The organism is Streptococcus sp. HMSC10A01, assembly GCF_001807785.1.
GTDB lineage: Bacteria > Bacillota > Bacilli > Lactobacillales > Streptococcaceae > Streptococcus > Streptococcus gordonii.
In genome coordinates, this window is record NZ_KV790983.1 from 646,711 (window position 1) to 668,123 (window position 21,413).

Here is a 21,413-nt window from a genome sequence, read left to right on the forward strand (position 1 = left end):
AATATTTGTATATGAAGGAGGTTTCCATGATGAAAAAAAATCATTTATTAAAATTGTCCCTTACTATACTTACAGTATGTTTTGCTTTTCTTTTAGTAGCTTGTGGTCAAAAAGAAGATGTTACTTATTACCAAAGAATTGATCAATCAAATCAATTTGATATGCGTCTGACCTATTATCATAAAGGTGACGTAGTTACCAAACAAACTACTGAAAATTTCATTTCTTATAAGTCTTTAGGAATCGATGAAAGCCAAGAAGAGCAAAAAAATGCTGCTAAAGCTAAAATAGAAGAGCTTTCAAAACAATATCAAACAGTCAAAGGAATTAAAGAAAAAGTCTCCTTTGATAAAAACGGTATTAAAGAAAATATAGAAATTGATTACGACAAAGCTGATTTAAAAGAATTAGCCTCTCTTCCAGGTATGATGATTTCTAACGAAAAAAATGCTAAAAAAATTAGTATGAAAGCTAGTGGAGAAGCGCTTGAAAAAAGTGGCTTCAAAAAAGTCGAAAATGGTAAATTTGAAGAACTAAAAAAATAATAAAAATAATAAAAAGTCTTAAGTTTCATCACTTAAGACTTTTTTCATTTTTCTCTCAAAGTCATAACAGCTCATCATGACAACATGATCACAATTTGTGCAACGAATTTTTATATCCGCTCCAACTCTGGTGATTTCCCAACGATTTGCCTTTTTACCTGTTGACTTAATCGTACAGGCATGTGGCTTTTTCATTTCAACATAACTTCCTTTATCATACATTAGTTTGTTCTCACTGGAGTAATTAATTGAATGAAATCTTCTTCTTGATCACTAGGCACAAGAGTAAATGGGCGAACAGCTGAGATAAAGCTAATAGTTACTTTTTCACTATTCACAGCTTTTAAAGCTTCAATAAGATAAGTTGGGTTAAAGCTAATAGTTAGATTGTCTCCTGAAACATTTTCAGCATCAATTTCTTCATTTACTCGGCCAACTTCTGGAGAGTTTACATGAGCACTTACAACGCCACCTTCAATCTCTAGTTTTACAGTTCCATTCTGTGTGGCATTAGATAATAGTCGAGCGCGTTCCATCGCAGCACGTAAAGCAGATGTAGCAAAAGTAACAACTGTTGAAAACTCTGTGGGAATAAGACGATCCGTATCTGGGTAATTTCCTTCTAATAGACGTGTATAGAAGCTAATATTTTCGCTTCTAAAAAGAATTTGATGATTAGCAAAGAAAACCTCAACTGTCTCAATTTCATCGCTAAAAACAGCTGTAAATTCGCGTAGAGAACGACTTGGAATAACAACGTCAAAGTTATCCCCATTTTTTTCTAGAATAATTTTCTTTTGACTGAGTCGATGGGAATCTGTAGCAACTGTTTTAAGATTCTTATGATCCGTTAAAACAAAGTGTACACCAGTTAAAATAGGACGACTTTCTTGTAAGCTAGCTGCAAATGCTGTTTCATTAATTAAATCCTTCAAAATCTTTGTTTCAAGAACTAAGGGATTAGAAGTTGGTACATCTTGAATACGTGGATATTGATCAGCATCTTTTCCTTTTAGAGTAATTTCTGATTTTCCACTAGTCAGTACGATTTGCTTTTGCTCAATTTCTTTAAAATCAAGAGTCACATCTGGAAGACTAGAAACAACATTAATAAAGAAAGTCGCTTCAAGAAGGATTGAACCTAAGGAAGTAACTAAGAGACCTGCATTTTCATTATTTATAGAAATAAAATTTTCAATCGAAATTTGTCCATTAGAACCAATTAAGGTAATTCCTTCGTTAGTAACATCAATTTTAATAGTTGAAAGAATAGGAATCGCATTTTTATGACTAATAGCTCGTTTGGTTGTGTTCAAGGCTTGTAAAAATAAATTTTTATTAATAGAAAAGTTAATCATGAAAACTCCTTTTATTATTTATGATTATAAGGTTAATAGTAATAGTAGGCCATGTGGATAATGTGGAAAAATAGTTCAATCAGAGTTACAGCAAGTATTCTTACTTGTGCACAATTTGTGGATTAATTTCCATGTTTTTAAAAACTTATCCACAACTATTTTATTTTATTTTATTTTTTATCGATTCAATTTCTAGACGTAGATTATCGTCTTCTTCCAGCATACTTTTTATTTTTCCATGGGCATGAATTACTGTTGTATGGTCTTTTCCGCCAAATTCACGTCCAATCTTTGGTAAGCTATTATCTGTTAATTCTCGGGTCAAGTACATGGCAACCTGACGAGCTAATACAATATTTTGAACTCGCCTAGTTCCTTTCATTTCTTTGACACTAACTCCGTAAAAATTCCCAACTTCAGTTTGGATACGATCAATTGGGATGACTAATAGTTGACTACCTGCTTGTTTACGAGAGCGAATAGCTTCAGCAGCAATATCGATAGTAATCTCTTTAATCTGCTTCATACTAGCAAGTAAATTGATATCTTTTAGAGCACCTTCAAGGTCACGTACATTTGAATCAAATTGTCCAGCTAAATATTCAATTGTTTCATTTGGAAAAATAAGATCAAATTCTTCAATTTTATTTCGCAAAATAGCAATCCGAGTTTCAAAATTTGGAGGAGTGATATCACTAGTTAAGCCCCACTTGAAGCGCGTGACTAATCTTTCTTCTAGATTTTCCAAATAATCCGGACTCCGGTCACTGGTCAAAACAATCTGTTTATTTTCTCCATGCAATTTATCAAAAGTGTTAAAGAATTCTTCTTGAGTAGATACTTTTTTACTAAGTCCCTGAATATCATCGATTAATAATAAATCAAGACTGCGATAGATTTTCTTAAAACTATCCATTTCTCCTAAACGAAGATGTTCTAGGAAATCATTAATAAAGGTTTCAGCAGGAACATATTTTATCCGAGCATCAGGTGTGTTTTCTAATACTTCGTTTCCAATAGCATTCAATAAATGTGTCTTTCCTAAACCTGGTCCACCATAGATGAATAAGGGATTATAGATACCTCCCAGATTATCAGCGACAGCTAAGGCAGCTGCTTTTGCCCACTGATTGCCATCCCCTTGTACGAAATTTTCAAAAGTATATTTAGATTTTAAGCCAGTAGCTAGTGGAGGAGATTTTTTCTTTTCAGTTAAATCAGGCTGCTGTGAAGTTAAATGAACTGGTTCTTCTTTAACTCTGTCTTCTATTTCAAATACGTATAAGGCAGTAATTTGATAATTGTAGATTTCGAAACCAGCCGTTAGGATAATATCTGCTAAATTTTGCTCCCAGAAAAGCTTTTTAACAGGACTATCTAAGTGAATTGTCGCTTGATTATTTTCAATTTTAATCAATTTGGCTTCTGCTACAAAAAAGTCAAAGGTTGTTTTTTTTAGCTGAGTGTGAGCTAACTCTAATACACGCGCCCAAAATTCTTGTTCCTGAGCCATTATTTCTCCCTTCTACTTATAATATTCTTCAATATTTTAACATAAACTTAAAAAGTTTTCCACAACTGTGAATAGAAATCCACAATGTTTATCAAAGTTTTCCACAAGTTGTGGAAAGTTAAGATTTTTCTTGCTATATAAAGTTTTCTGGATACTATATTTTGTGGAAATGCTTGTGAAATGATAAAAGAAAAATAACAGTACTATTTAAGACTGTTAATAATTCTTTCATATTCTTCCTGATTAGAAAAAGAAATTGAGATTTTGCCAGTTTGTTTCTTAGAGAGACTAATCTTTACATCAACTCCCAATAATTTCTTTAGATTTTCTTCTTCTTCCTCTATAAAAATTTTTTGGACATTTTCAGACTTAGGCTTAGTAGGAGAAGTCTGTAATAATTTCTCTAATTTTCTAACAGAAATATCTGAAGAAATAATTTTTTCAAGCCATTTTTTCTGGTCTTTTTCCTTAAGTTTTATTAATAATCGAGCATGAGCCTGAGAAATATGACCTTCTTTTACAGCTTTTAAGACAAAATCAGGTAGCTGTAGCAAGCGAACAAGATTTGTAATATAAGGCCTTGATTTCCCCATAATCTGAGCGATTTCATCATGCGTCAATCCCTTGTAAATAAGATTCTGATAAGATTCAGCTTCTTCTATTGGATTGAGATCCTCTCTTTGAAGATTTTCAATAATAGCCTGCTTCATCATTTCATCATCGCTTAGTGATTTGACTAAGGCAGGAATTTCAGTTAAGCCTGCTATTTTAGCTGCCCTAAATCTTCTTTCCCCAGCTAAAAGTTCGTATCCAATGATAGATGATTTCCTGACGATAATAGGCTGGATTAATCCGTTTTCTTTAATAGAATTTGCTAACTCGTTTAATTTCTCTATTGAAAAATCTTTTCTTGGTTGATAGGGATTGGTGTGAATATCTTTAATTAAAATATATTGATAATTTTCCATTTGTATATAGCATAACACACCTTTACGAAAGAGTAAAGGTGTGTTGACAGTCTTGTAAATGGTATTTATTCAGAACTTAAATCATCAGTTGATTTAGTTAGTTTAATAGTTGTTGTTTGCTCTTTTCCATCACGATAATAAGTAACTTTAATTTCTTCATTAATTGAATGTTTATAAAGAGCTGATTGGATATCGCTAGCAGATGATATTTCTGTATCATCAATTTTTGTAATCACATCATATTTTTGTAACTTACCATCAGCAGGCATTCCAGTTTGTGTTGAACGAACAACGACACCATTTTTAACATTGTCTGGAAGTTTTAATCGATCAGAGCTTGAAGAAGACAAACTACTTAAGTTGACCATTTGAATTCCTAATGCTGGTCGAATGACTTTACCATTCTTTTCTAATTGTTCAATGATATTTACAACATCATTGGATGGGATTGCAAATCCCATACCTTCAACAGAAGTACTACCATTATTGGTGTTAGCAATTTTACTAGAGGTAATACCAATAACTTGACCTTGAATGTTTACAAGAGGACCACCAGAGTTACCTGGATTAATTGCTGCATCAGTTTGAATAGCTTGAGTAGCAATTGTCTGACCATCTTCTGATCGTGAAGAAACATTACGGCTTAGACTAGAAACAATTCCCTGAGTCACTGTATTAGCATAATCAGAACCAAGAGGGCTTCCGATTGCAATGGCAGTTTCTCCAACAGTTAATTTACTAGAATCCCCAAATTCAGCCACATTTTTAACCTTATCAGCAGGAATTCTGACTACAGAAATATCAGAATATGTATCAGTTCCGACTATTTCACCAGGAACCTTATTCCCATCAGCAAGACGGATATCAACCTTTTTTGCTCCATTGATAACGTGTGTATTGGTAACTAAGTAAGCATAGTCTTTATCTTTTCTATAGATAACACCAGATCCTTCGCTAGCTACCTGATCATTTTCGTTTCCTGAATTATTGTTGTCAAAAATAGCATCTGAACTAGATTCAGAATATGTAATGACAGAGACAACTGCGTCTTTAACTTTATCAACAGCCTTTGTTGTAGAATTACTATTTTTATAGGATGTTGTTATTGTAGTAGCTGTTTTCTGATTATTATTTGTGGCTGAGTGAGGTGTTGAAAAATAAGAAAGTCCCCATGTTCCAGCAACACCACCTATAAAACCAACAAACAAGATAATGAAAACTTGCAATGTTTTTTTGAAGAAATTTGAAGAATTTTTCATATCTTCCTCCTAATATTTCAAATTGTTGTAAGTATAGAACTGATAACTTAATTATATCTTAAAAAAAAGTACTTTTCCACAGTTTGTGGAAAACTTAGAAAAAACGTTAATTTTTATTAGAAAATCTATAGATGAGGTAAAAATTTCTCATTGAAATAGTGTGAATAAGGTGTGAATATGATAAAATGAAACTATGAAAATAAAGCTTGTAACAGTTGGAAAATTAAAAGAGAAATACCTTAAAGAAGGTATTGCAGAATACTCAAAACGACTCAGTCGTTTTACGAAAGTAGAGATAATTGAATTAGCTGATGAAAAAACACCAGATAAAGCAAGTCAATTAGAGAACCAACAAATTCTGTCGAAAGAAGGGGAACGAATTTTATCTAAAGTATTAGATCGTGAGTTTGTTATTGTTTTAGCTATTGAAGGTCAGCAATTTCCTTCTGAAAAATTTAGTAAAGTTATTGAAGATGCTTCAGTTCGAGGTTTTTCAGATATCACTTTTATTATTGGTGGTAGCTTAGGCTTGTCTCCTAAAGTGAAAGAAAGAGCAAATCTTTTGATGAGTTTTGGTAAGTTAACCCTACCTCATCAATTAATGCGTTTAGTTTTAATGGAGCAAATTTATCGCGCTTTTATGATTCAGCAAGGTAGTCCTTATCATAAATGAATCTTGACGCTATACGGTCTTTTTGTTACAATAATAAAGTATGGTCCCATAGCTCAGCTGGATAGAGCATTCGCCTTCTAAGCGAACGGTCGCAAGTTCGAATCTTGCTGGGATCAGATAAGATTGAGGGTGCGCTCAAGCGCACTCTTTTTTTAATAAAATTTTTAAAAATGACATTTCAGTTATATTTACTTGCATATGAAGCTGATTTTCTATATTTGGAAAATGTCCCTGTATAATAATCTTGTAAGTTAACTTTACAAAAAATTATTAGGAGATATTTTTATGAAAAAGAAAAACAAACAAAATCTATTGCCAAAAGAGTTACAACAATTTGAAATTTTGACAGAAAGAAAATTAGAGCAAGTTACTGGTGGAGATATTCGACATAGGATTAATAATTCAATTTGGAGAGATATTTTTTTAAAAAGAAAATAATTTTAGGGGTTAAAGATGATTTTGAAGATAATAATTGCATTTTTTCCAACTATTATACAAGTTGTTTCTTATGAGATATTTCATAAGAAAATTATGCAGAGTAAAAAGATAGATATAAAATTTATTGGTTTATTCTTTAGTATTGTTTTTGGAATTTCAATTATTTCTTCAATTCTTATTGAAATTCCAAGTTTTGGAGATGTAATAAGTAGTATTTTCCACTATATTTTCCTATTTATTCAACCCCTTATTTTCTACAAATATTTTCTTAAAAGAAAAGAGTATGATAATTACTTGAATTTGTTTTTATCGTTTGTTATCTATTTATCTGTGGAGACTTCCGAAACTTTTTTATCTGTCATTATTTCTTCAATAACAGGAGATTATTTTGTAAAACAACATTACGATATTTTTTACATTATAATTAATCTTTTATCTTTGTTTATTATTTTAAAGGTTGTTGATTTTTTTGACTTTTATTTTGAATATTATAAAGAACCAATTTATAAAAATGATCTATATAATGTTAATAAGTCATATATAGTAATTCATATCTTATTAAATATTTCTCATTGGTTTAGCGAAAACGCACATCTTAATAGTTTTGCTAGTATGATTGCCACTATAGGATTTATTATGTTTTTGTCGACTTTATTTTATTTAAAGTCTGCTCGTGAACAACATGAAAAAGCAAAAGAAATTCAGCAAAAAAAGGAAGAACAAAGACAACTACAACTTTATACAGATGAAATTGTAGGTCTTTATAACGAAATTCGAGGTTTTCGTCACGATTATGCTGGTATGTTAACAAGTTTGCAAACCGGAATTAACTCAGGTGATATGAAAGAAGTAGAGCGAATCTTTCATAATGTTTTAAGTCAAGCTAATATTTCTCTTCGATCAGATGACTATACTTTTTTTGAGTTAAATAATGTTCAAGACACTGCCTTGAGAAGTGTGTTAATTCAAACTATATTTAAGGCTCGAGAGTGTGGAGTAGAGATCGTATTTGAAATGAAGGATGTTATTGAGACATTACCTATGAAACTTTTAGATTTAGTTCGAGTAGCTAGTGTATTGCTCAATAATGCGGTTGAAGGGGCAGCTGAAAGTCCCTCAAAAACAATGAACGTGTCTTTAGTAAAGCTAGATAAAGAAATTGTTTTTGTAATTCAGAATTCTCGTCAAAGCCGTTACATTAATTTAGAAGAAATTTATGAAGTAGGCTTCTCGACAAAAGGAGAAAATCGAGGATTAGGTTTAAATAATGTCAAAGAAATTATTGACAAATATGATGAAGTTATTCTGGAAACAGATATAGAAACAAATTATTTTATACAAGTTGTAAGATTTAAAAGAAAGGAAAAAATATGAAAGTATTAGTGCTAGAAGATACTATTGAACATCAAGTGAGAATTGAAAATGTCTTCGAAGAAATTTCTCGCGAACTTAATCTTGAAATTAAAGCAAAAGTAACAGGAAAAATTCATGAATTTAAAGAATATGTTGAGTCAGACGAGGTAAATCAACTCTATTTCTTAGATATAGATATCAAAGGAGAAGAACAAAAAGGTCTAGAAATGGCGCAATTTATACGCCAACATAATCCCTATGCTATCATTGTTTTTGTCACGAGTCATTCAGAATTTGCGACTTTAACTTTTAAGTATAAAGTATCAGCGTTAGATTTTATAGATAAAGACATAAATGATAATTCTTTTAAGAAAAGAGTTAAAGATTGTATCGTTTATACACGAAATAATTTAATTGAAAATACAGATATTGTTGACTTTTTTGAGTATAGTTTTAGAGGAAACGAAATTCGAATTCCTTTTAGAGATATTTTATATATTGAGACAACAGGAAGTCCTTATAAATTAAGAGTTGTTGGAAAAAATTTCTTTAAGGAATTCTATGGGACAATAGCAGAAATTCAGGAACAAGATAAAGAACTTGGATATTTTTTCTCACCACACAAGTCATACCTATCTAATATTAGTAATATTAGTGGATACGACAAAAAAACAAAAGATGTTTTGTATTATGATGGTCATCGTTCACCAATTTCTCGATTACGTGTCAGATATTTAAAAGAAATACTGAAAGCAAAAAGTAAAAAAGAAGAAAATAAAAAATAAAACTGTTGACAAAGTGAGATAAACTGGTATAATAAAATATGTCTTATTGTGAGACATATATGGTCCGTTGGTCAAGGGGTTAAGACACCGCCTTTTCACGGCGGTAACACGGGTTCGAATCCCGTACGGACTATATTATCCGGCATAGCTCAGTTGGTAGTAGCGCATGACTGTTAATCATGATGTCGTAGGTTCGAGTCCTACTGCCGGAGTCGCTAACACTCAATTAATTGAGTGTTTTTTTGTTTATATTTTCCTCTACAGACTTAGTCTGTTTTATGGTATAATAATTTGAATTGAAAAGATGAAAGGAAGAGCTAAATGGCTTTAACAGCAGGAATTGTCGGATTACCTAATGTCGGCAAATCAACTTTATTTAATGCAATTACAAAAGCGGGGGCAGAAGCAGCAAACTATCCTTTTGCAACAATTGACCCTAATGTTGGAAGAGTGGAAGTTCCGGATGCACGTCTTGATAAATTAACAGAGCTCATCAAACCACAGAAAAAAGTTCCAACAACCTTCGAATTTACAGATATTGCTGGAATTGTGAAAGGTGCTTCAAAAGGAGAAGGACTAGGGAATAAATTCTTGGCCAATATCCGCGAAGTAGATGCTATCGTCCACGTTGTACGTGCTTTTGATGATGAAAATGTCATGAGGGAACAGGGTCGCGAGTCTGATTTTGTTGATCCAATGGCAGATATTGAAACAATCAATTTAGAATTGATTTTAGCAGACTTAGAAAGTATCAACAAACGTTATGCGCGTGTAGAGAAGATGGCGAGAACTCAAAAAGATAAGGATTCTGTGGCGGAATTTAATGTATTACAGAAAATTAAGCCAGTTCTCGAAGATGGTATCTCAGCTCGGACAATTGAGTTTACAGAAGAAGAACAGAAGATCGTTAAAGGGCTCTTTCTCTTAACGACTAAACCTGTGCTTTATGTGGCCAATGTCAGTGAAGATGAGGTGGCTGATCCAGATAATATTGACTATGTAAAGCAAATTCGGGAATTTGCAGCAACAGAAAATGCAGAAGTTGTAGTCATTTCAGCGCGTGCTGAAGAGGAAATTTCTGAATTGGATGATGAAGATAAATCAGAATTTTTAGAAGCTATTGGCTTGACTGAATCAGGTGTGGATAAACTGACCAGAGCAGCTTACCACCTGTTGGGACTTGGAACATACTTTACAGCTGGTGAAAAAGAAGTTCGCGCTTGGACCTTCAAACGTGGAATGAAAGCCCCTCAAGCAGCAGGCATCATCCACTCAGATTTTGAGAAAGGTTTCATCCGAGCGGTAACCATGTCTTATGATGATTTACTGCATTATGGAAGTGAAAAAGCAGTGAAAGAAGCTGGTCGTTTACGTGAAGAAGGAAAAGAATATATCGTTCAAGATGGCGATATTATGGAATTCCGATTTAATGTGTAAAAGAAAGTATAAATGGAATAAAGAGTAGGTTGGAAAAAAATTTCCAACCCTTTTAAGCTTTGAAAGGATAAGAATGACAAAATTAATTGTTGGATTAGGAAATCCGGGAGAAAAATATTTTGAAACGAAACACAATGTTGGTTTTATGCTAGTTGACAAGTTATGTAAAGATTTAAATTTAAAGTTTACAGTTGATAAAATTTTTCAGTCAGAAATCGCTTCAACATTCTTAAATGGTGAAAAGGTATATTTTATCAAACCAACAACTTTTATGAATGAAAGTGGAAAAGCAGTTCATGCTTTGTTAACTTATTATGGTTTAGAAGTTGAGGATTTACTTGTCATTTATGATGATTTAGATATGGAAGTTGGTAAGATTCGTTTACGCGCAAAAGGTTCAGCAGGTGGTCATAATGGGATTAAATCGATTATTAAACATATAGGTACTCAAGATTTTAAACGAGTTAAAATAGGTATTGGTCGTCCTAAAGAAGGTATGACAGTGGTTCATCATGTTTTAGGAAAATTCGATAGAGATGATTACATAACTATTTTGAATACTATTGACAAGGTTGACAATGCTGTAAATTATTATTTACAATCAGGAAATTTTGAACAAGCAATGCAGAAGTATAATGGATAATAAAATGAACTTGATTGATTTATTTTGTCAAAACCAGCAAATTTTAGATTGGAAAAAAAATCTAAATCAAAAGACTAGACAGTTACTAATGGGGTTGTCTGGTTCCACTAAGGCACTTGCAATAGCCTCCGCTCTTGATGAACATCAAAAAATTCTCGTTATGACATCAGGTTATAGTGAAGCAGAAAAGTTATCTAGTGACTTGATTTCTTTGTTAGGTGAGGAAAAAGTATATAATTTTTTAGCTGACGATGCACCTATGGCTGAATTTATCTTCTCGTCTCAAGAGAAAATATATGCTCGGATTGGAGCATTAAATTTTTTATTAGATGACAATGAGTCAGGTATTCTAGTCACAAATCTTTCAGCTAGTCGCCTTTTTTTGCCAAATCCAAATGAATTAAAATCTTCAATTATAGAACTAAAAGTTGGTCAAGAATATAACCTTGATACCCTTGTAAACTTTTTGATTAAGATTGGTTATAGAAAAGAATCACAAGTTTTTAATCAGGGTGAGTTCAGTTTAAGAGGTGATATCCTAGATATTTTTGATAAAGATAGTATTTCTCCTTACCGCTTAGAATTTTTCGGAGATGAGATTGATGGAATACGTATTTTTGATTCAGAAAGCCAAACTTCTATTGAAAATTTAAATCAAGTTTTAATTCATCCTGCAAACGATATATTGTTATCGGATGAAGATTATCTAAGAGCTCAGAAAAAAATAGAAGAGGCAGTAAAAGCAAGTCAAGATAACCATCTAAAATCTTATCTTGAAGAGATCTTACAGAATGTTAAAAAACGTCAACTTCATCCAGATTCTCGAAAATTTTTATCCTATTTTTATGAGAAAGAATGGACTATTCTAGATTATCTTCCAAAACATACTCCTATTTTCTTTGATGATTTTCAAAAAATCATGGAGCGAAATGCACAATTTGAAATGGAAGCTGCAACTATTTTGACAGAAGGTTTACAATCTAGTAAAGCTGTTTCAAATCAGAAATATTTTGTTAATGCTTATCCAGATTTTAGAAATTACAAACCTTCTACTTTTCTTTCAAATTTTCACAAAGGCTTAGGTAACTTAAAATTTGATTTTCTTTATCAATTTAATCAATACCCTATGCAGGAATTTTTTAGTCAATTTCTTTTATTGAAAGATGAAATTGACCGCTATAAAAAGGCAGGTTCTACAGTAATCCTGCAAGCATCTTCATTATCTTCTTTACAATCTTTACATAAAACTTTACAAGAATACGATATTCAAGTAGAGTATATAAATGATAAAGAAATCCATAAAAATTCAGTGCAACTTATACAAGGAAATTTAAACCAAGGGTTTAATTTTGTAGACCAAAAACTTGTATTAATTACAGAATATGAAATTTTCCAAAAGAAAGTTAAAAGACGTGTAAGACGGCAAAATATATCTAATGCAGAGCGATTAAAGGATTATAATGAGTTAGAAAAAGGAGATTATGTTGTCCATAACATACATGGTATTGGGCGATATCTAGGAATTGAAACCATTGAAATTTCTGGTATTCATCGAGATTATGTAACCATTCAATACCAAAATGCCGATCGAGTATCGATTCCAGTTGACCAAATCCAACTCTTATCAAAATATGTAGCCAGTGATGGAAAGACACCAAAAGTCAATAAGTTAAATGACGGTCGTTTTCAAAAGACAAAACAAAAAGTTCAGCATCAAGTGGAAGATATTGCAGATGATTTAATTAAATTGTATGCAGAGAGGAGCCAGCTAGAAGGTTTTTCCTTTTCTAGTGATGACGAAAATCAGATTGAATTTGATAATGATTTTCCTTATGTTGAAACAGAGGATCAATTACGAAGTATTCAAGAAATAAAGAAGGATATGGAAAGCAAGCAACCAATGGATCGCCTATTGGTAGGAGATGTTGGTTTTGGTAAAACTGAAGTAGCAATGCGGGCGGCTTTTAAGGCTGTTAATGATCATAAGCAGGTTGCAATTTTGGTGCCAACAACTGTACTTGCTCAGCAACATTATACAAATTTTAAAGAACGTTTTAATGACTTTGCTGTTAATGTTGATGTTCTAAGTCGCTTTAGGACAAAGGCAGAGCAGAATGAGACTTTAGAAGGTTTGAAAAAAGGTCAAGTGGATATCATTATTGGGACTCACAGACTCTTATCACAGGATGTTGAATTTGCAGATTTAGGTCTGATAGTTATTGATGAGGAACAGCGTTTTGGAGTTAAGCATAAGGAGAAACTAAAAGAATTAAAAACAAAAGTTGATGTCTTAACTTTAACTGCTACTCCTATTCCTCGTACCTTACATATGTCAATGTTAGGTATTCGAGACTTATCAGTCATTGAAACTCCTCCGACCAATCGTTATCCAGTTCAAACTTATGTTTTAGAAACTAATCCAACTATTATTCGAGATGCAATTGTAAGAGAAATAGATCGTGGAGGACAAGTTTACTATCTTTACAATAAAGTTGACACAATTGAGCAAAAAGTAGCTGAATTAAAAGAGTTAGTTCCAGAAGCAAATATTGGTTTTGTTCATGGTCAAATGAGTGAAATTCGCTTGGAGAATACTCTAATTGACTTTATAAATGGAGAATATGATGTCTTGGTTACAACTACCATTATTGAAACCGGAGTTGATATTCCAAATGCAAATACTTTATTTATAGAAAATGCTGATCATCTAGGTTTGTCAACCTTATATCAACTTAGGGGGCGAGTAGGTCGAAGTAATCGTATCGCCTATGCTTATTTTATGTATCGACCAGATAAAACTTTGACTGAGGTGGCTGAAAAACGTTTAGAAGCAATTAAAGGTTTTACAGAATTAGGTTCAGGATTTAAAATTGCTATGAGAGATTTGTCCATTCGAGGAGCAGGAAACATTCTTGGAGCTTCTCAATCAGGATTTATTGATTCTGTAGGATTTGAAATGTATTCTCAGCTTTTAGAAGAAGCAATCGCTAAGAAGCAAGGTAAAGAGCAAAAAAGACAAAAAAGTAATGCAGAAATTAATCTCCAAATTGATGCTTATTTACCTAGTGATTATATATCAGATGAACGTCAAAAAATTGAGATTTACAAACGTATTCGTGAAATTGACAACCGTGTAAATTATGAAGATTTACAAGAAGAATTGATAGATCGTTTTGGAGAGTATCCAGATGTTGTTGCCTATTTATTGGAAATTGGTCTGTTGAAATCATATTTGGATAAATCCTTTGTTTCTTTAGTCGAACGCAGACAGCAGACTGTAGTTGTTAGATTTGAAAAGATGTCTCAGCAACTATTCTTGACCCAGGATTATTTTGAAGCTTTGGCTGCAACAACTTTAAAAGCTCGTATAGGAGAAAGCGATAAACTAATTGAAGTTATTTTTGATGTTCGTCAGAAAAAGGATTACGAAATCTTAGAAAATTTAATTCAGTTTGGTCAAAAGTTGGTGGAGATAAAACAAAGAAAAGAGGATTGAGGGGATTTTGTTTTTTCATTTTCTTTAAAACATGATAGAATATTAAGAGAATTGAGGTAAGGAATATGAGATTAGACAAGTATTTAAAAGTATCAAGAATTATTAAGAGGCGAACTGTTGCAAAAGAAGTTGCTGATAAAGGGCGAATAAAAGTAAATGGAATTCTAGCCAAGAGTTCAACAGACTTAAAAACAGATGATATTGTTGAAATTCGTTTTGGTAATAAACTACTCACTGTGAAAGTATTAGAAATGAAAGATAGTACCAAAAAAGAAGATGCAGCAAGTATGTATGAAATTGTTAGTGAAACAAGGGTAGAAGAAGATGTCTAAAAATATTGTTCAATTAAATAATCAGTACATTCAGGATGAAAATCAGCGTCGACGCTACTTAGAAGAAGAACGTCGCAAAAAAAATCGTTTTATGGGCTGGGTTTTAATTTTAGTTATGCTTTTGTTCATTTTACCAACTTATAATTTAGTACAATCCTATCAAACCCTTCTAGAACGCCGGCAAAAGCTTGTTGACTTACAAGAAAAATATGATGAGTTGAGTAGGGAAAAAGAATATCAGGAAAACTTATCTAAGCGTTTAAAGGATGATGACTATGCCGCTAAGTACGCTCGAGCAAAATATTTCTATGCCAAAGAAGGAGAAACAATCTATAATATACCAGATTTGTTACCACAGTAATCATGGATAATATCGTTAAAACAGTGGAGAAATTTTTAACTTTCTCAGAGGAGAAATTGGAAGAACTTTCACAAAAGAATCAAGAATTGAGAGAAGAAAAAAATACAGAAAGGAAGGATTGATGAGGAAATACTTAGCTTTATTGTTGTTACCGGCTTTCTTTTGCAGTAATATAGTCATTAGCACAGAAAAAGATATTCCATTGACAACAAGTCAACAGTATGAATTGACCAATACAAGCTACAGCAATTATTATCAAACACTTCCTACCAATCCAAATGTTTATGAAGAAGTTTTAACTTTTTCTTCTGCAGAACTAGATAAGATTTCTGGGAAGCTATCTCCAAATCAGCCTTTCAAGTTGACTGAATTAGTAGTCAATTCTCAAGGGTTACCTCTCTTTAAGTTATCCAATGGTCAGTTTGTAGTTGCTGATAAACGTTCCATTTATGATGATACTGTCTTGACTTTGGAAGATACAAATCAAACAGTGTGGCTTAAACCAGGTTTTACAGTTTATGAAAAAGCTTATGTAAATGGTGTCAAAAAAATTAATAGTAATAAATCAGCCTATACTTCTGTAAAAATTACTCAACTGGCTACAACACCAACAGCTCAATATGCAAAAATTGAAAATAGTGGTTGGGTAAGAGCGGATTATCTTTCAGATACAGATAATCGCATCGAAAAAGTTCAAGAAATCTTAACTAGTCGATATAATCAGGCGGACTTTTCTATTTATGTCAAACAGTTGAATACAGGAAAAACGGCAGGAATTAATCAAGATACAGAGATGTATTCTGCCAGTGTAACTAAATTGCCAATTCTTTATTATGCTCAAGAAGAATTAAATAAAGGGAAATTTACACTTGCACAAGGACTAAAATATATTCAGGATGTTAATGATTATTCTGGAGCTTATGATACGGAAGGAAGTGGGAGTTTACCCAAAGAAGCGGATAATAAAGAATACAGTGTACAGGATCTCATTAATCATATTGCCAAAGAATCTGATAACGCCGCAACCAATATTTTAGGTTACTATGTTACAGATAAATCAAGCTCGACCTACCGTTCCACTATTGAAAACATTGCAGGTAGAAAATGGGATGTGGAAGAAAGAAATGCCTCTGCTAAAATGGCAGGAAATGTAATAGAAGCTATTTATTATCAAAATGGTTCTATTATTGACACTCTTTCGCAGACCAACTTTGATAATCAGAGGATTTCTAAGGATATTCCAGTGAAGGTTGCTCATAAGATTGGTGATGCTTATGATTTCAAACATGACGTTGCCATTGTTTACAGTGAATCACCTTTTATCATATCGGTTTTCACTAATCATTCAAACTATGACACTATTTCAAAAATAGCCAATGATGTCTATGAGGTGCTGAAATGATTGAGCAGCAATTTTTGAAACAGTGTAAAGAAAAAGCTTATTTTATTGAACATCAAAGAGTTTTGTTGGCCATTTCTGGTGGCCTTGATTCTATGACCTTATTGAACCTTTTATATAAGTATCAAAAAGAGTTGGATATAGAACTTATCTTGGCTCATATCAACCATAAACAACGAATTGAAGCTGATCAAGAAGAAAAACAATTAAAAGAAATTGCTCAAAAACTTGGTGTAAAGATTCTTACATCAAGTTTTTCTGGAGTTTTTTCAGAAAAATCAGCTAGAGATTTTCGTTATAATTTTTTCAAAAAAGTCATGCAAGAAGAAGATTGTACTGCCTTGGTGACAGCCCATCATGCAGACGATCAAGCAGAAACGATTTTTATGCGGATTCTACGTGGAAGTCGCTTACGTTATTTGTCTGGTATGAAAGATAGGCAGCCTTTTGGTGGTGGCGAGTTAATTAGACCCTTGTTGGAATTTTCTAAAACTGATTTTCCGACGGTTTTTCATTTTGAAGATGCCTCAAATTTTGAAAATACTTATTTTAGAAATCGTGTAAGAAACCAATATTTCCCGCTTTTAGAAACAGAAAACCCCAGAATCAAACAAGCTATTATAGGTTTAGGTTTAGAAATTGCTCAATTACAAAAAGCTCTTTCCGGCTTAACAAAAGACTTAAATCTGACGGATTTACAGACGTTTAGGAAGCAAAAAAGAGAAGTTCAAGTTTTTTTATTGCAGGAATATCTTGAAAAATTTCCTGATTTACAACTAAGTAAAGCACAGTTTGATGATATTTTACATATTGTAAATACTAAAACCAACTATCACCATTATCTTAAAAATCAATATGAGCTCATCCAAGACTATCAAACCTTTAAAATTAAGAAAATCGGTCCTAAGTCTGATTCAAAAAAGGGAGCTATTTTGCTACAATTTGAAGATATTATTGAACTAGGTGGTTATTGTTTCTCTTTTGGGAAAGAATTAATTGGTGGAGAGGTTCAGATGATTCCTGTTTCACGTAAAACTTCTATTGTGCTCCGTCACCGACAGTCTGGAGATAGAATTTTATTAAATGGTCACCATAAAAAACTAGCTCGCTATTTTATAGATAAAAAATACTCTCTTAAAGAAAGAGATGAAGCTGTCATTGTGGAACAATTTAATGAAATTTTAGGGATTGCTGGAATCGTAACAGGTGATTTGAGTAAGAACTCGAAACGTGATATAATGAAAGATGTTCTTTATATTAAAAAAATAGATAGGTAAGATTATGTTAGAAAAAGACATTAAAAAAGTACTGATTTCGCACGATGAGATAGTTGCTGCTGCTAAAAAACTAGGAGCCCAATTAACAGAAGATTATCATGGGAAGAATCCTATTCTAGTTGGTGTTTTAAAAGGTTCGGTTCCTTTTATGGCTGAGTTGATTAAGCACATTGATACTCATATTGAACTGGATTTCATGATTGTATCTAGCTATCATGGTGGAACTTCTAGCAGTGGTGTAATTAACATTAAAAAAGATGTTGACCAAGATGTCGCTGGTCGCCATATCCTTTTTATTGAAGATATCATTGATACTGGAAAGACTTTAAAAAGCCTTTGTGAAATGTTCAAAGATAGAAATGCGGCGTCAGTTAAAATTGCTACACTCTTGGATAAGCCAGAAGGACGCCTTGTTGAAATAGAGGCAGATTACACTTGCTTCACAATTCCAAATGAATTTGTAGTTGGATATGGGTTGGACTATGTTGAAAACTATCGCAATTTACCTTATGTAGGTATCTTGAAGGAAGAAGTATATACAAAATAAAAGGTTTACTATATATAAATGAAAAATAAGCAAAATAATGGATTAGTAAAAAATCCACTTCTCTACATTTTAGTTGTGATTGCCTTGGTAACAGGTTTTCAGTATTTGATGGCTGGAAATTCTGTCAACCGCAGTCAGCAGATTAATTACTCAGAATTAGTTAAAGAAATTGAAAAAGGTAACGTAAAAGATATTAGTTACCAGCCAAATGGAAGTGTTGTTGAGATTTCCGGAACGTATAAAAAATCTAAGGAAGTGAAAGATACAACAGGCATTCAATTTTTCCCATCCCCTTCATTATCAGTTAAAAAATTCACCAGCATCATATTGCCGGCGGATTCAACTATTTCTGAGTTACAAAATTTAGCAGCTAAAAACAAGACAGAGATTAGCATCAAGCGTGAAAGCTCAAGTGGAATGTGGCTTAATATTTTAATTTCTGTCTTTCCACTTGTTATTGTCGGATTCTTCTTCTTTTCAATGATGAATCAAAGTGGTGGCGGTGGAGCCCGTGGTGCGATGAATTTTGGCCGCAACAAAGCGCGTGCTGCTAGCAAAGAATCAATCAAGGTACGTTTTTCTGATGTTGCTGGTGCTGAAGAAGAAAAGCAAGAATTGGTTGAAGTAGTTGAATTTCTTAAAGATCCTAAACGTTATACTAAGCTTGGAGCGCGTATCCCTGCTGGTGTTCTACTTGAAGGACCTCCAGGAACAGGTAAAACTCTTCTTGCTAAAGCAGTTGCAGGAGAAGCTGGCGTTCCTTTCTTCAGTATTTCTGGTTCAGATTTTGTCGAAATGTTTGTTGGTGTTGGTGCTAGTCGTGTTCGCTCATTATTTGAAGATGCTAAAAAAGCAGCTCCAGCAATCATCTTCATTGATGAAATTGATGCAGTCGGTCGTCAGCGTGGTGTTGGTCTTGGCGGTGGTAATGATGAGAGAGAACAAACTTTAAACCAACTCCTTATTGAAATGGATGGTTTTGAAGGAAATGAAGGCATTATCGTTATCGCCGCAACAAACCGTTCAGATGTGCTGGATCCTGCACTTCTTCGTCCTGGACGTTTTGACAGAAAAGTTTTAGTCGGTCGTCCAGATGTCAAAGGTCGTGAAGCTATCTTACGTGTTCATGCTAAAAACAAACCTTTGGCTACAGATGTTGATTTGAAATTAGTTGCTCAGCAGACCCCAGGATTTGTTGGTGCAGATCTTGAGAATGTCCTAAATGAAGCAGCCTTGGTAGCAGCTCGCCGCAATAAGAAAGTAATCGACGCTTCTGATATCGATGAAGCTGAAGATAGAGTTATCGCCGGACCGTCTAAAAAAGATAAGACAGTTTCAGAACGTGACCGCCAAATCGTTGCGTATCATGAAGCGGGTCATACAATTGTTGGTTTGGTTCTTTCAAATGCTCGTGTTGTGCATAAGGTAACCATCGTACCTCGTGGTCGTGCGGGAGGATACATGATTGCCTTGCCTAAGGAAGATCAAATGCTTCTATCTAAAGAAGATATGAAAGAGCAATTAGCAGGTCTCATGGGTGGACGGGTTGCAGAAGAAATCATCTTTAATGTTCAAACAACAGGGGCTTCTAATGACTTCGAACAGGCAACACAAATGGCTCGAAGCATGGTTACAGAATATGGTATGAGCGACAAACTTGGTCCCGTACAATATGAAGGAAATCATGCTATGATTCCAGGTGCTTATAATCCACCAAAATCTATCTCTGAGCAGACTGCCTATGAAATTGATGCTGAAGTACGTGACCTCTTAAATGAAGCTCGTAACAAAGCAGCAGAAATCATTCAATCAAATCGTGAAACTCATAAATTGATAGCTGAGGCGCTTCTGAAATATGAAACGTTGGATAGTAATCAAATTAAATCTATTTATGAAAACGGGAAAATATCTGAAGATCAATTGGATGAAGATAAAGAGTCACACGCACTTTCATATGATGAAATTAAATCAAAAATGGAAGAAAACAATTCATCTGAATAAAATTTAAAAAAGAATCTCATTTTGGGATTCTTTTTAAGAATTTAATCTTAAAACAAACTCAATTGTCGCATATAACTTAACTATCAGATTACCAAATAGAAGGCATTTAAAAAATAAATAGAAAAGTATTGACAAAATGAAAGGAACTGATATAATGTTCTATGTTGTGTATTTATGGTCCGTTGGTCAAGGGGTTAAGACACCGCCTTTTCACGGCGGTAACACGGGTTCGAATCCCGTACGGACTATATTATCCGGCATAGCTCAGTTGGTAGTAGCGCATGACTGTTAATCATGATGTCGTAGGTTCGAGTCCTACTGCCGGAGTTTGGTATAAAAAACAGGAAGAATTTTCTTCCTGTTTTTTTATGTTTTAAAACGAGGATAACATGCAACAAGAATAATCAATTAGTACATGACAATAATTTTAAAGAAACAAATACCGAACAATGTGCAAGAAAACCAGGATCTTTGATAGATTAATAGGTGAGGATAAAACCTCTAAAACCAAAAGAAAGGACTAGTCAATGAAGTTTGAGGACGTATACAAACAAGTTGAAGGGATAGTCAAGCGATGTTATAAAGATTATTATCTGCACTTATGGGAGTATGCAGATTGGAGGCAGGAAGGAATGTTGGTGTTGTACGAATTATTAAAAAGTCATCCCAACCTACTGGAAGATCATCCACGCCTGTACCGTTACTTCAAGACCAAGTTTCGGAACAGAATTCATGATTTGATTCGTCGCCAAGAGAGTCAAAAGCGGAAATTGGACAGGCAACCCTATGAAGAGGTCAGCGAGATAGGTCATCGTTTAAGAATGAAAGAGCTGTATCTGGATGAATTGGTAGCCTTTAGAAGTGCAATGGCAGAGTATAGAAGTCAGCTCAGTCCAGAAGAATCAAAACAATATGAGCGTCTGATGGCAGATGAAAGGTTCAAAGGACGTAAGGCAATGCTCAAAAATCTATCCTATCACTTAAGGGATTTCAATCCCCGTTTAGATTAAAAAGAAGGGAGAGGAGAT

Annotated in this window: 21 protein-coding genes and 5 tRNA genes; 21 read left to right on the top strand and 5 right to left on the bottom strand. The window is 33.3% G+C overall.

Going from position 1 to position 21,413, the window contains the following annotated elements:
- The first annotated feature begins 26 nt into the window (after positions 1-26).
- Complete coding sequence (locus tag HMPREF3108_RS10125) at positions 27-545, top strand: YehR family lipoprotein (RefSeq protein ID WP_045504988.1); 519 nt, start codon at positions 27-29, stop codon at positions 543-545.
- An 18-nt stretch (positions 546-563) separates the two neighbouring features.
- On the opposite strand, the gene HMPREF3108_RS10130 is transcribed toward HMPREF3108_RS10125, so the two are convergent.
- The 5 genes from HMPREF3108_RS10130 to HMPREF3108_RS10150 form a co-directional block, all read right to left on the bottom strand.
- Positions 564-767: a DUF951 domain-containing protein gene (locus HMPREF3108_RS10130; RefSeq protein ID WP_048777286.1), complete on the bottom strand. Its 204-nt coding sequence runs from the start codon at positions 765-767 to the stop codon at positions 564-566.
- Positions 767-1,903: a DNA polymerase III subunit beta gene (dnaN, locus tag HMPREF3108_RS10135; protein ID WP_008808038.1), complete on the bottom strand. Its 1,137-nt coding sequence runs from the start codon at positions 1,901-1,903 to the stop codon at positions 767-769. The genes HMPREF3108_RS10130 and dnaN overlap by 1 nt, the downstream gene beginning before the upstream one ends.
- Positions 1,904-2,063: 160 nt before the next feature.
- Positions 2,064-3,416, bottom strand: coding sequence for a chromosomal replication initiator protein DnaA (gene dnaA, locus HMPREF3108_RS10140; protein WP_048777285.1), 1,353 nt, complete (start codon positions 3,414-3,416; stop codon positions 2,064-2,066).
- Between the two features lie 203 nt (positions 3,417-3,619).
- Positions 3,620-4,384 (bottom strand): ParB/RepB/Spo0J family partition protein, encoded by a 765-nt coding sequence (locus tag HMPREF3108_RS10145; RefSeq protein WP_048777284.1) that lies wholly within the window; start codon positions 4,382-4,384, stop codon positions 3,620-3,622.
- 65 nt (positions 4,385-4,449) lie between these two features.
- Positions 4,450-5,643 carry a serine protease HtrA gene (locus HMPREF3108_RS10150; protein ID WP_061603308.1) on the bottom strand — a complete coding sequence of 398 codons (1,194 nt, stop codon included), beginning with the start codon at positions 5,641-5,643 and terminating at the stop codon, positions 4,450-4,452.
- Positions 5,644-5,836: 193 nt separating this feature from the next.
- Here HMPREF3108_RS10150 and rlmH point away from each other — a divergent pair, with 193 nt between their 5' ends.
- From rlmH to HMPREF3108_RS10250, 20 genes are all read left to right on the top strand, one after another.
- The gene (rlmH, locus tag HMPREF3108_RS10155; protein ID WP_070494437.1) at positions 5,837-6,316 is read left to right on the top strand and encodes a 23S rRNA (pseudouridine(1915)-N(3))-methyltransferase RlmH; all 480 of its coding nucleotides are present in this window, start codon (positions 5,837-5,839) and stop codon (positions 6,314-6,316) included.
- Between the two features lie 42 nt (positions 6,317-6,358).
- Positions 6,359-6,432, top strand: a tRNA-Arg gene (locus tag HMPREF3108_RS10160).
- A 169-nt stretch (positions 6,433-6,601) separates the two neighbouring features.
- The gene (locus HMPREF3108_RS10165) at positions 6,602-6,754 is read left to right on the top strand and encodes a bacteriocin (protein WP_008808033.1); all 153 of its coding nucleotides are present in this window, start codon (positions 6,602-6,604) and stop codon (positions 6,752-6,754) included.
- Positions 6,755-6,769: 15 nt separating this feature from the next.
- Entirely contained in the window at positions 6,770-8,128 is a 1,359-nt protein-coding gene (gene comD / locus HMPREF3108_RS10170; RefSeq protein ID WP_070494439.1) for a competence system sensor histidine kinase ComD, read from the top strand.
- The gene (gene comE / locus HMPREF3108_RS10175) at positions 8,125-8,892 is read left to right on the top strand and encodes a competence system response regulator transcription factor ComE (RefSeq protein ID WP_008808031.1); all 768 of its coding nucleotides are present in this window, start codon (positions 8,125-8,127) and stop codon (positions 8,890-8,892) included. The genes comD and comE overlap by 4 nt, the downstream gene beginning before the upstream one ends.
- 61 nt (positions 8,893-8,953) lie before the next feature.
- Positions 8,954-9,025: transfer RNA gene (locus HMPREF3108_RS10180), tRNA-Glu, on the top strand.
- A gap of 5 nt (positions 9,026-9,030) precedes the next feature.
- Positions 9,031-9,104, top strand: a tRNA-Asn gene (locus tag HMPREF3108_RS10185).
- Positions 9,105-9,213: 109 nt separating this feature from the next.
- Positions 9,214-10,329: a redox-regulated ATPase YchF gene (gene ychF / locus HMPREF3108_RS10190; protein ID WP_008808030.1), complete on the top strand. Its 1,116-nt coding sequence runs from the start codon at positions 9,214-9,216 to the stop codon at positions 10,327-10,329.
- Between the two features lie 73 nt (positions 10,330-10,402).
- The gene (gene pth, locus HMPREF3108_RS10195) at positions 10,403-10,972 is read left to right on the top strand and encodes an aminoacyl-tRNA hydrolase (protein ID WP_048778905.1); all 570 of its coding nucleotides are present in this window, start codon (positions 10,403-10,405) and stop codon (positions 10,970-10,972) included.
- Positions 10,965-14,468 (top strand): transcription-repair coupling factor, encoded by a 3,504-nt coding sequence (gene mfd / locus HMPREF3108_RS10200; RefSeq protein WP_141738461.1) that lies wholly within the window; start codon positions 10,965-10,967, stop codon positions 14,466-14,468. Before pth ends, mfd begins: the two co-directional genes overlap by 8 nt.
- A gap of 65 nt (positions 14,469-14,533) precedes the next feature.
- A complete protein-coding gene (locus HMPREF3108_RS10205; protein WP_012131074.1) occupies positions 14,534-14,800 on the top strand; it encodes an RNA-binding S4 domain-containing protein in 267 nt (88 codons plus the stop codon).
- Complete coding sequence (locus HMPREF3108_RS10210) at positions 14,793-15,161, top strand: FtsB family cell division protein (RefSeq protein ID WP_048778903.1); 369 nt, start codon at positions 14,793-14,795, stop codon at positions 15,159-15,161. Before HMPREF3108_RS10205 ends, HMPREF3108_RS10210 begins: the two co-directional genes overlap by 8 nt.
- 2 nt (positions 15,162-15,163) lie before the next feature.
- Positions 15,164-15,283, top strand: a complete 120-nt coding sequence (locus HMPREF3108_RS10215) for an SP_0009 family protein (RefSeq protein WP_037622626.1) — start codon at positions 15,164-15,166, stop codon at positions 15,281-15,283.
- Positions 15,283-16,563 (top strand): serine hydrolase, encoded by a 1,281-nt coding sequence (locus HMPREF3108_RS10220; protein WP_048778900.1) that lies wholly within the window; start codon positions 15,283-15,285, stop codon positions 16,561-16,563. Before HMPREF3108_RS10215 ends, HMPREF3108_RS10220 begins: the two co-directional genes overlap by 1 nt.
- The gene (gene tilS, locus HMPREF3108_RS10225) at positions 16,560-17,837 is read left to right on the top strand and encodes a tRNA lysidine(34) synthetase TilS (protein WP_048778897.1); all 1,278 of its coding nucleotides are present in this window, start codon (positions 16,560-16,562) and stop codon (positions 17,835-17,837) included. Before HMPREF3108_RS10220 ends, tilS begins: the two co-directional genes overlap by 4 nt.
- Positions 17,838-17,841: 4 nt before the next feature.
- Entirely contained in the window at positions 17,842-18,384 is a 543-nt protein-coding gene (gene hpt, locus HMPREF3108_RS10230; protein ID WP_045504966.1) for a hypoxanthine phosphoribosyltransferase, read from the top strand.
- Positions 18,385-18,402: 18 nt separating this feature from the next.
- Complete coding sequence (gene ftsH / locus HMPREF3108_RS10235) at positions 18,403-20,385, top strand: ATP-dependent zinc metalloprotease FtsH (RefSeq protein WP_048778894.1); 1,983 nt, start codon at positions 18,403-18,405, stop codon at positions 20,383-20,385.
- 176 nt (positions 20,386-20,561) lie between these two features.
- Positions 20,562-20,633, top strand: a tRNA-Glu gene (locus HMPREF3108_RS10240).
- Positions 20,634-20,638: 5 nt separating this feature from the next.
- Positions 20,639-20,712 (top strand) — tRNA-Asn (locus HMPREF3108_RS10245).
- Between the two features lie 200 nt (positions 20,713-20,912).
- Positions 20,913-21,395 carry a sigma-70 RNA polymerase sigma factor region 4 domain-containing protein gene (locus tag HMPREF3108_RS10250; RefSeq protein WP_048778891.1) on the top strand — a complete coding sequence of 161 codons (483 nt, stop codon included), beginning with the start codon at positions 20,913-20,915 and terminating at the stop codon, positions 21,393-21,395.
- The last annotated feature ends 18 nt before the right edge of the window (positions 21,396-21,413 follow it).

What these genes read in the sequence shown, in the direction of transcription:
- HMPREF3108_RS10125 (WP_045504988.1), top strand. Translation starts at nt 27, where the DNA reads ATGATGAAAAAAAATCATTTATTAAAATTGTCCCTTACTATACTTACA.
- HMPREF3108_RS10130 (WP_048777286.1), bottom strand. Translation starts at nt 767, where the DNA reads ATGTATGATAAAGGAAGTTATGTTGAAATGAAAAAGCCACATGCCTGT.
- dnaN (WP_008808038.1), bottom strand. Translation starts at nt 1,903, where the DNA reads ATGATTAACTTTTCTATTAATAAAAATTTATTTTTACAAGCCTTGAAC.
- dnaA (WP_048777285.1), bottom strand. Translation starts at nt 3,416, where the DNA reads ATGGCTCAGGAACAAGAATTTTGGGCGCGTGTATTAGAGTTAGCTCAC.
- HMPREF3108_RS10145 (WP_048777284.1), bottom strand. Translation starts at nt 4,384, where the DNA reads ATGGAAAATTATCAATATATTTTAATTAAAGATATTCACACCAATCCC.
- HMPREF3108_RS10150 (WP_061603308.1), bottom strand. Translation starts at nt 5,643, where the DNA reads ATGAAAAATTCTTCAAATTTCTTCAAAAAAACATTGCAAGTTTTCATT.
- rlmH (WP_070494437.1), top strand. Translation starts at nt 5,837, where the DNA reads ATGAAAATAAAGCTTGTAACAGTTGGAAAATTAAAAGAGAAATACCTT.
- HMPREF3108_RS10165 (WP_008808033.1), top strand. Translation starts at nt 6,602, where the DNA reads ATGAAAAAGAAAAACAAACAAAATCTATTGCCAAAAGAGTTACAACAA.
- comD (WP_070494439.1), top strand. Translation starts at nt 6,770, where the DNA reads ATGATTTTGAAGATAATAATTGCATTTTTTCCAACTATTATACAAGTT.
- comE (WP_008808031.1), top strand. Translation starts at nt 8,125, where the DNA reads ATGAAAGTATTAGTGCTAGAAGATACTATTGAACATCAAGTGAGAATT.
- ychF (WP_008808030.1), top strand. Translation starts at nt 9,214, where the DNA reads ATGGCTTTAACAGCAGGAATTGTCGGATTACCTAATGTCGGCAAATCA.
- pth (WP_048778905.1), top strand. Translation starts at nt 10,403, where the DNA reads ATGACAAAATTAATTGTTGGATTAGGAAATCCGGGAGAAAAATATTTT.
- mfd (WP_141738461.1), top strand. Translation starts at nt 10,965, where the DNA reads ATGGATAATAAAATGAACTTGATTGATTTATTTTGTCAAAACCAGCAA.
- HMPREF3108_RS10205 (WP_012131074.1), top strand. Translation starts at nt 14,534, where the DNA reads ATGAGATTAGACAAGTATTTAAAAGTATCAAGAATTATTAAGAGGCGA.
- HMPREF3108_RS10210 (WP_048778903.1), top strand. Translation starts at nt 14,793, where the DNA reads ATGTCTAAAAATATTGTTCAATTAAATAATCAGTACATTCAGGATGAA.
- HMPREF3108_RS10215 (WP_037622626.1), top strand. Translation starts at nt 15,164, where the DNA reads ATGGATAATATCGTTAAAACAGTGGAGAAATTTTTAACTTTCTCAGAG.
- HMPREF3108_RS10220 (WP_048778900.1), top strand. Translation starts at nt 15,283, where the DNA reads ATGAGGAAATACTTAGCTTTATTGTTGTTACCGGCTTTCTTTTGCAGT.
- tilS (WP_048778897.1), top strand. Translation starts at nt 16,560, where the DNA reads ATGATTGAGCAGCAATTTTTGAAACAGTGTAAAGAAAAAGCTTATTTT.
- hpt (WP_045504966.1), top strand. Translation starts at nt 17,842, where the DNA reads ATGTTAGAAAAAGACATTAAAAAAGTACTGATTTCGCACGATGAGATA.
- ftsH (WP_048778894.1), top strand. Translation starts at nt 18,403, where the DNA reads ATGAAAAATAAGCAAAATAATGGATTAGTAAAAAATCCACTTCTCTAC.
- HMPREF3108_RS10250 (WP_048778891.1), top strand. Translation starts at nt 20,913, where the DNA reads ATGAAGTTTGAGGACGTATACAAACAAGTTGAAGGGATAGTCAAGCGA.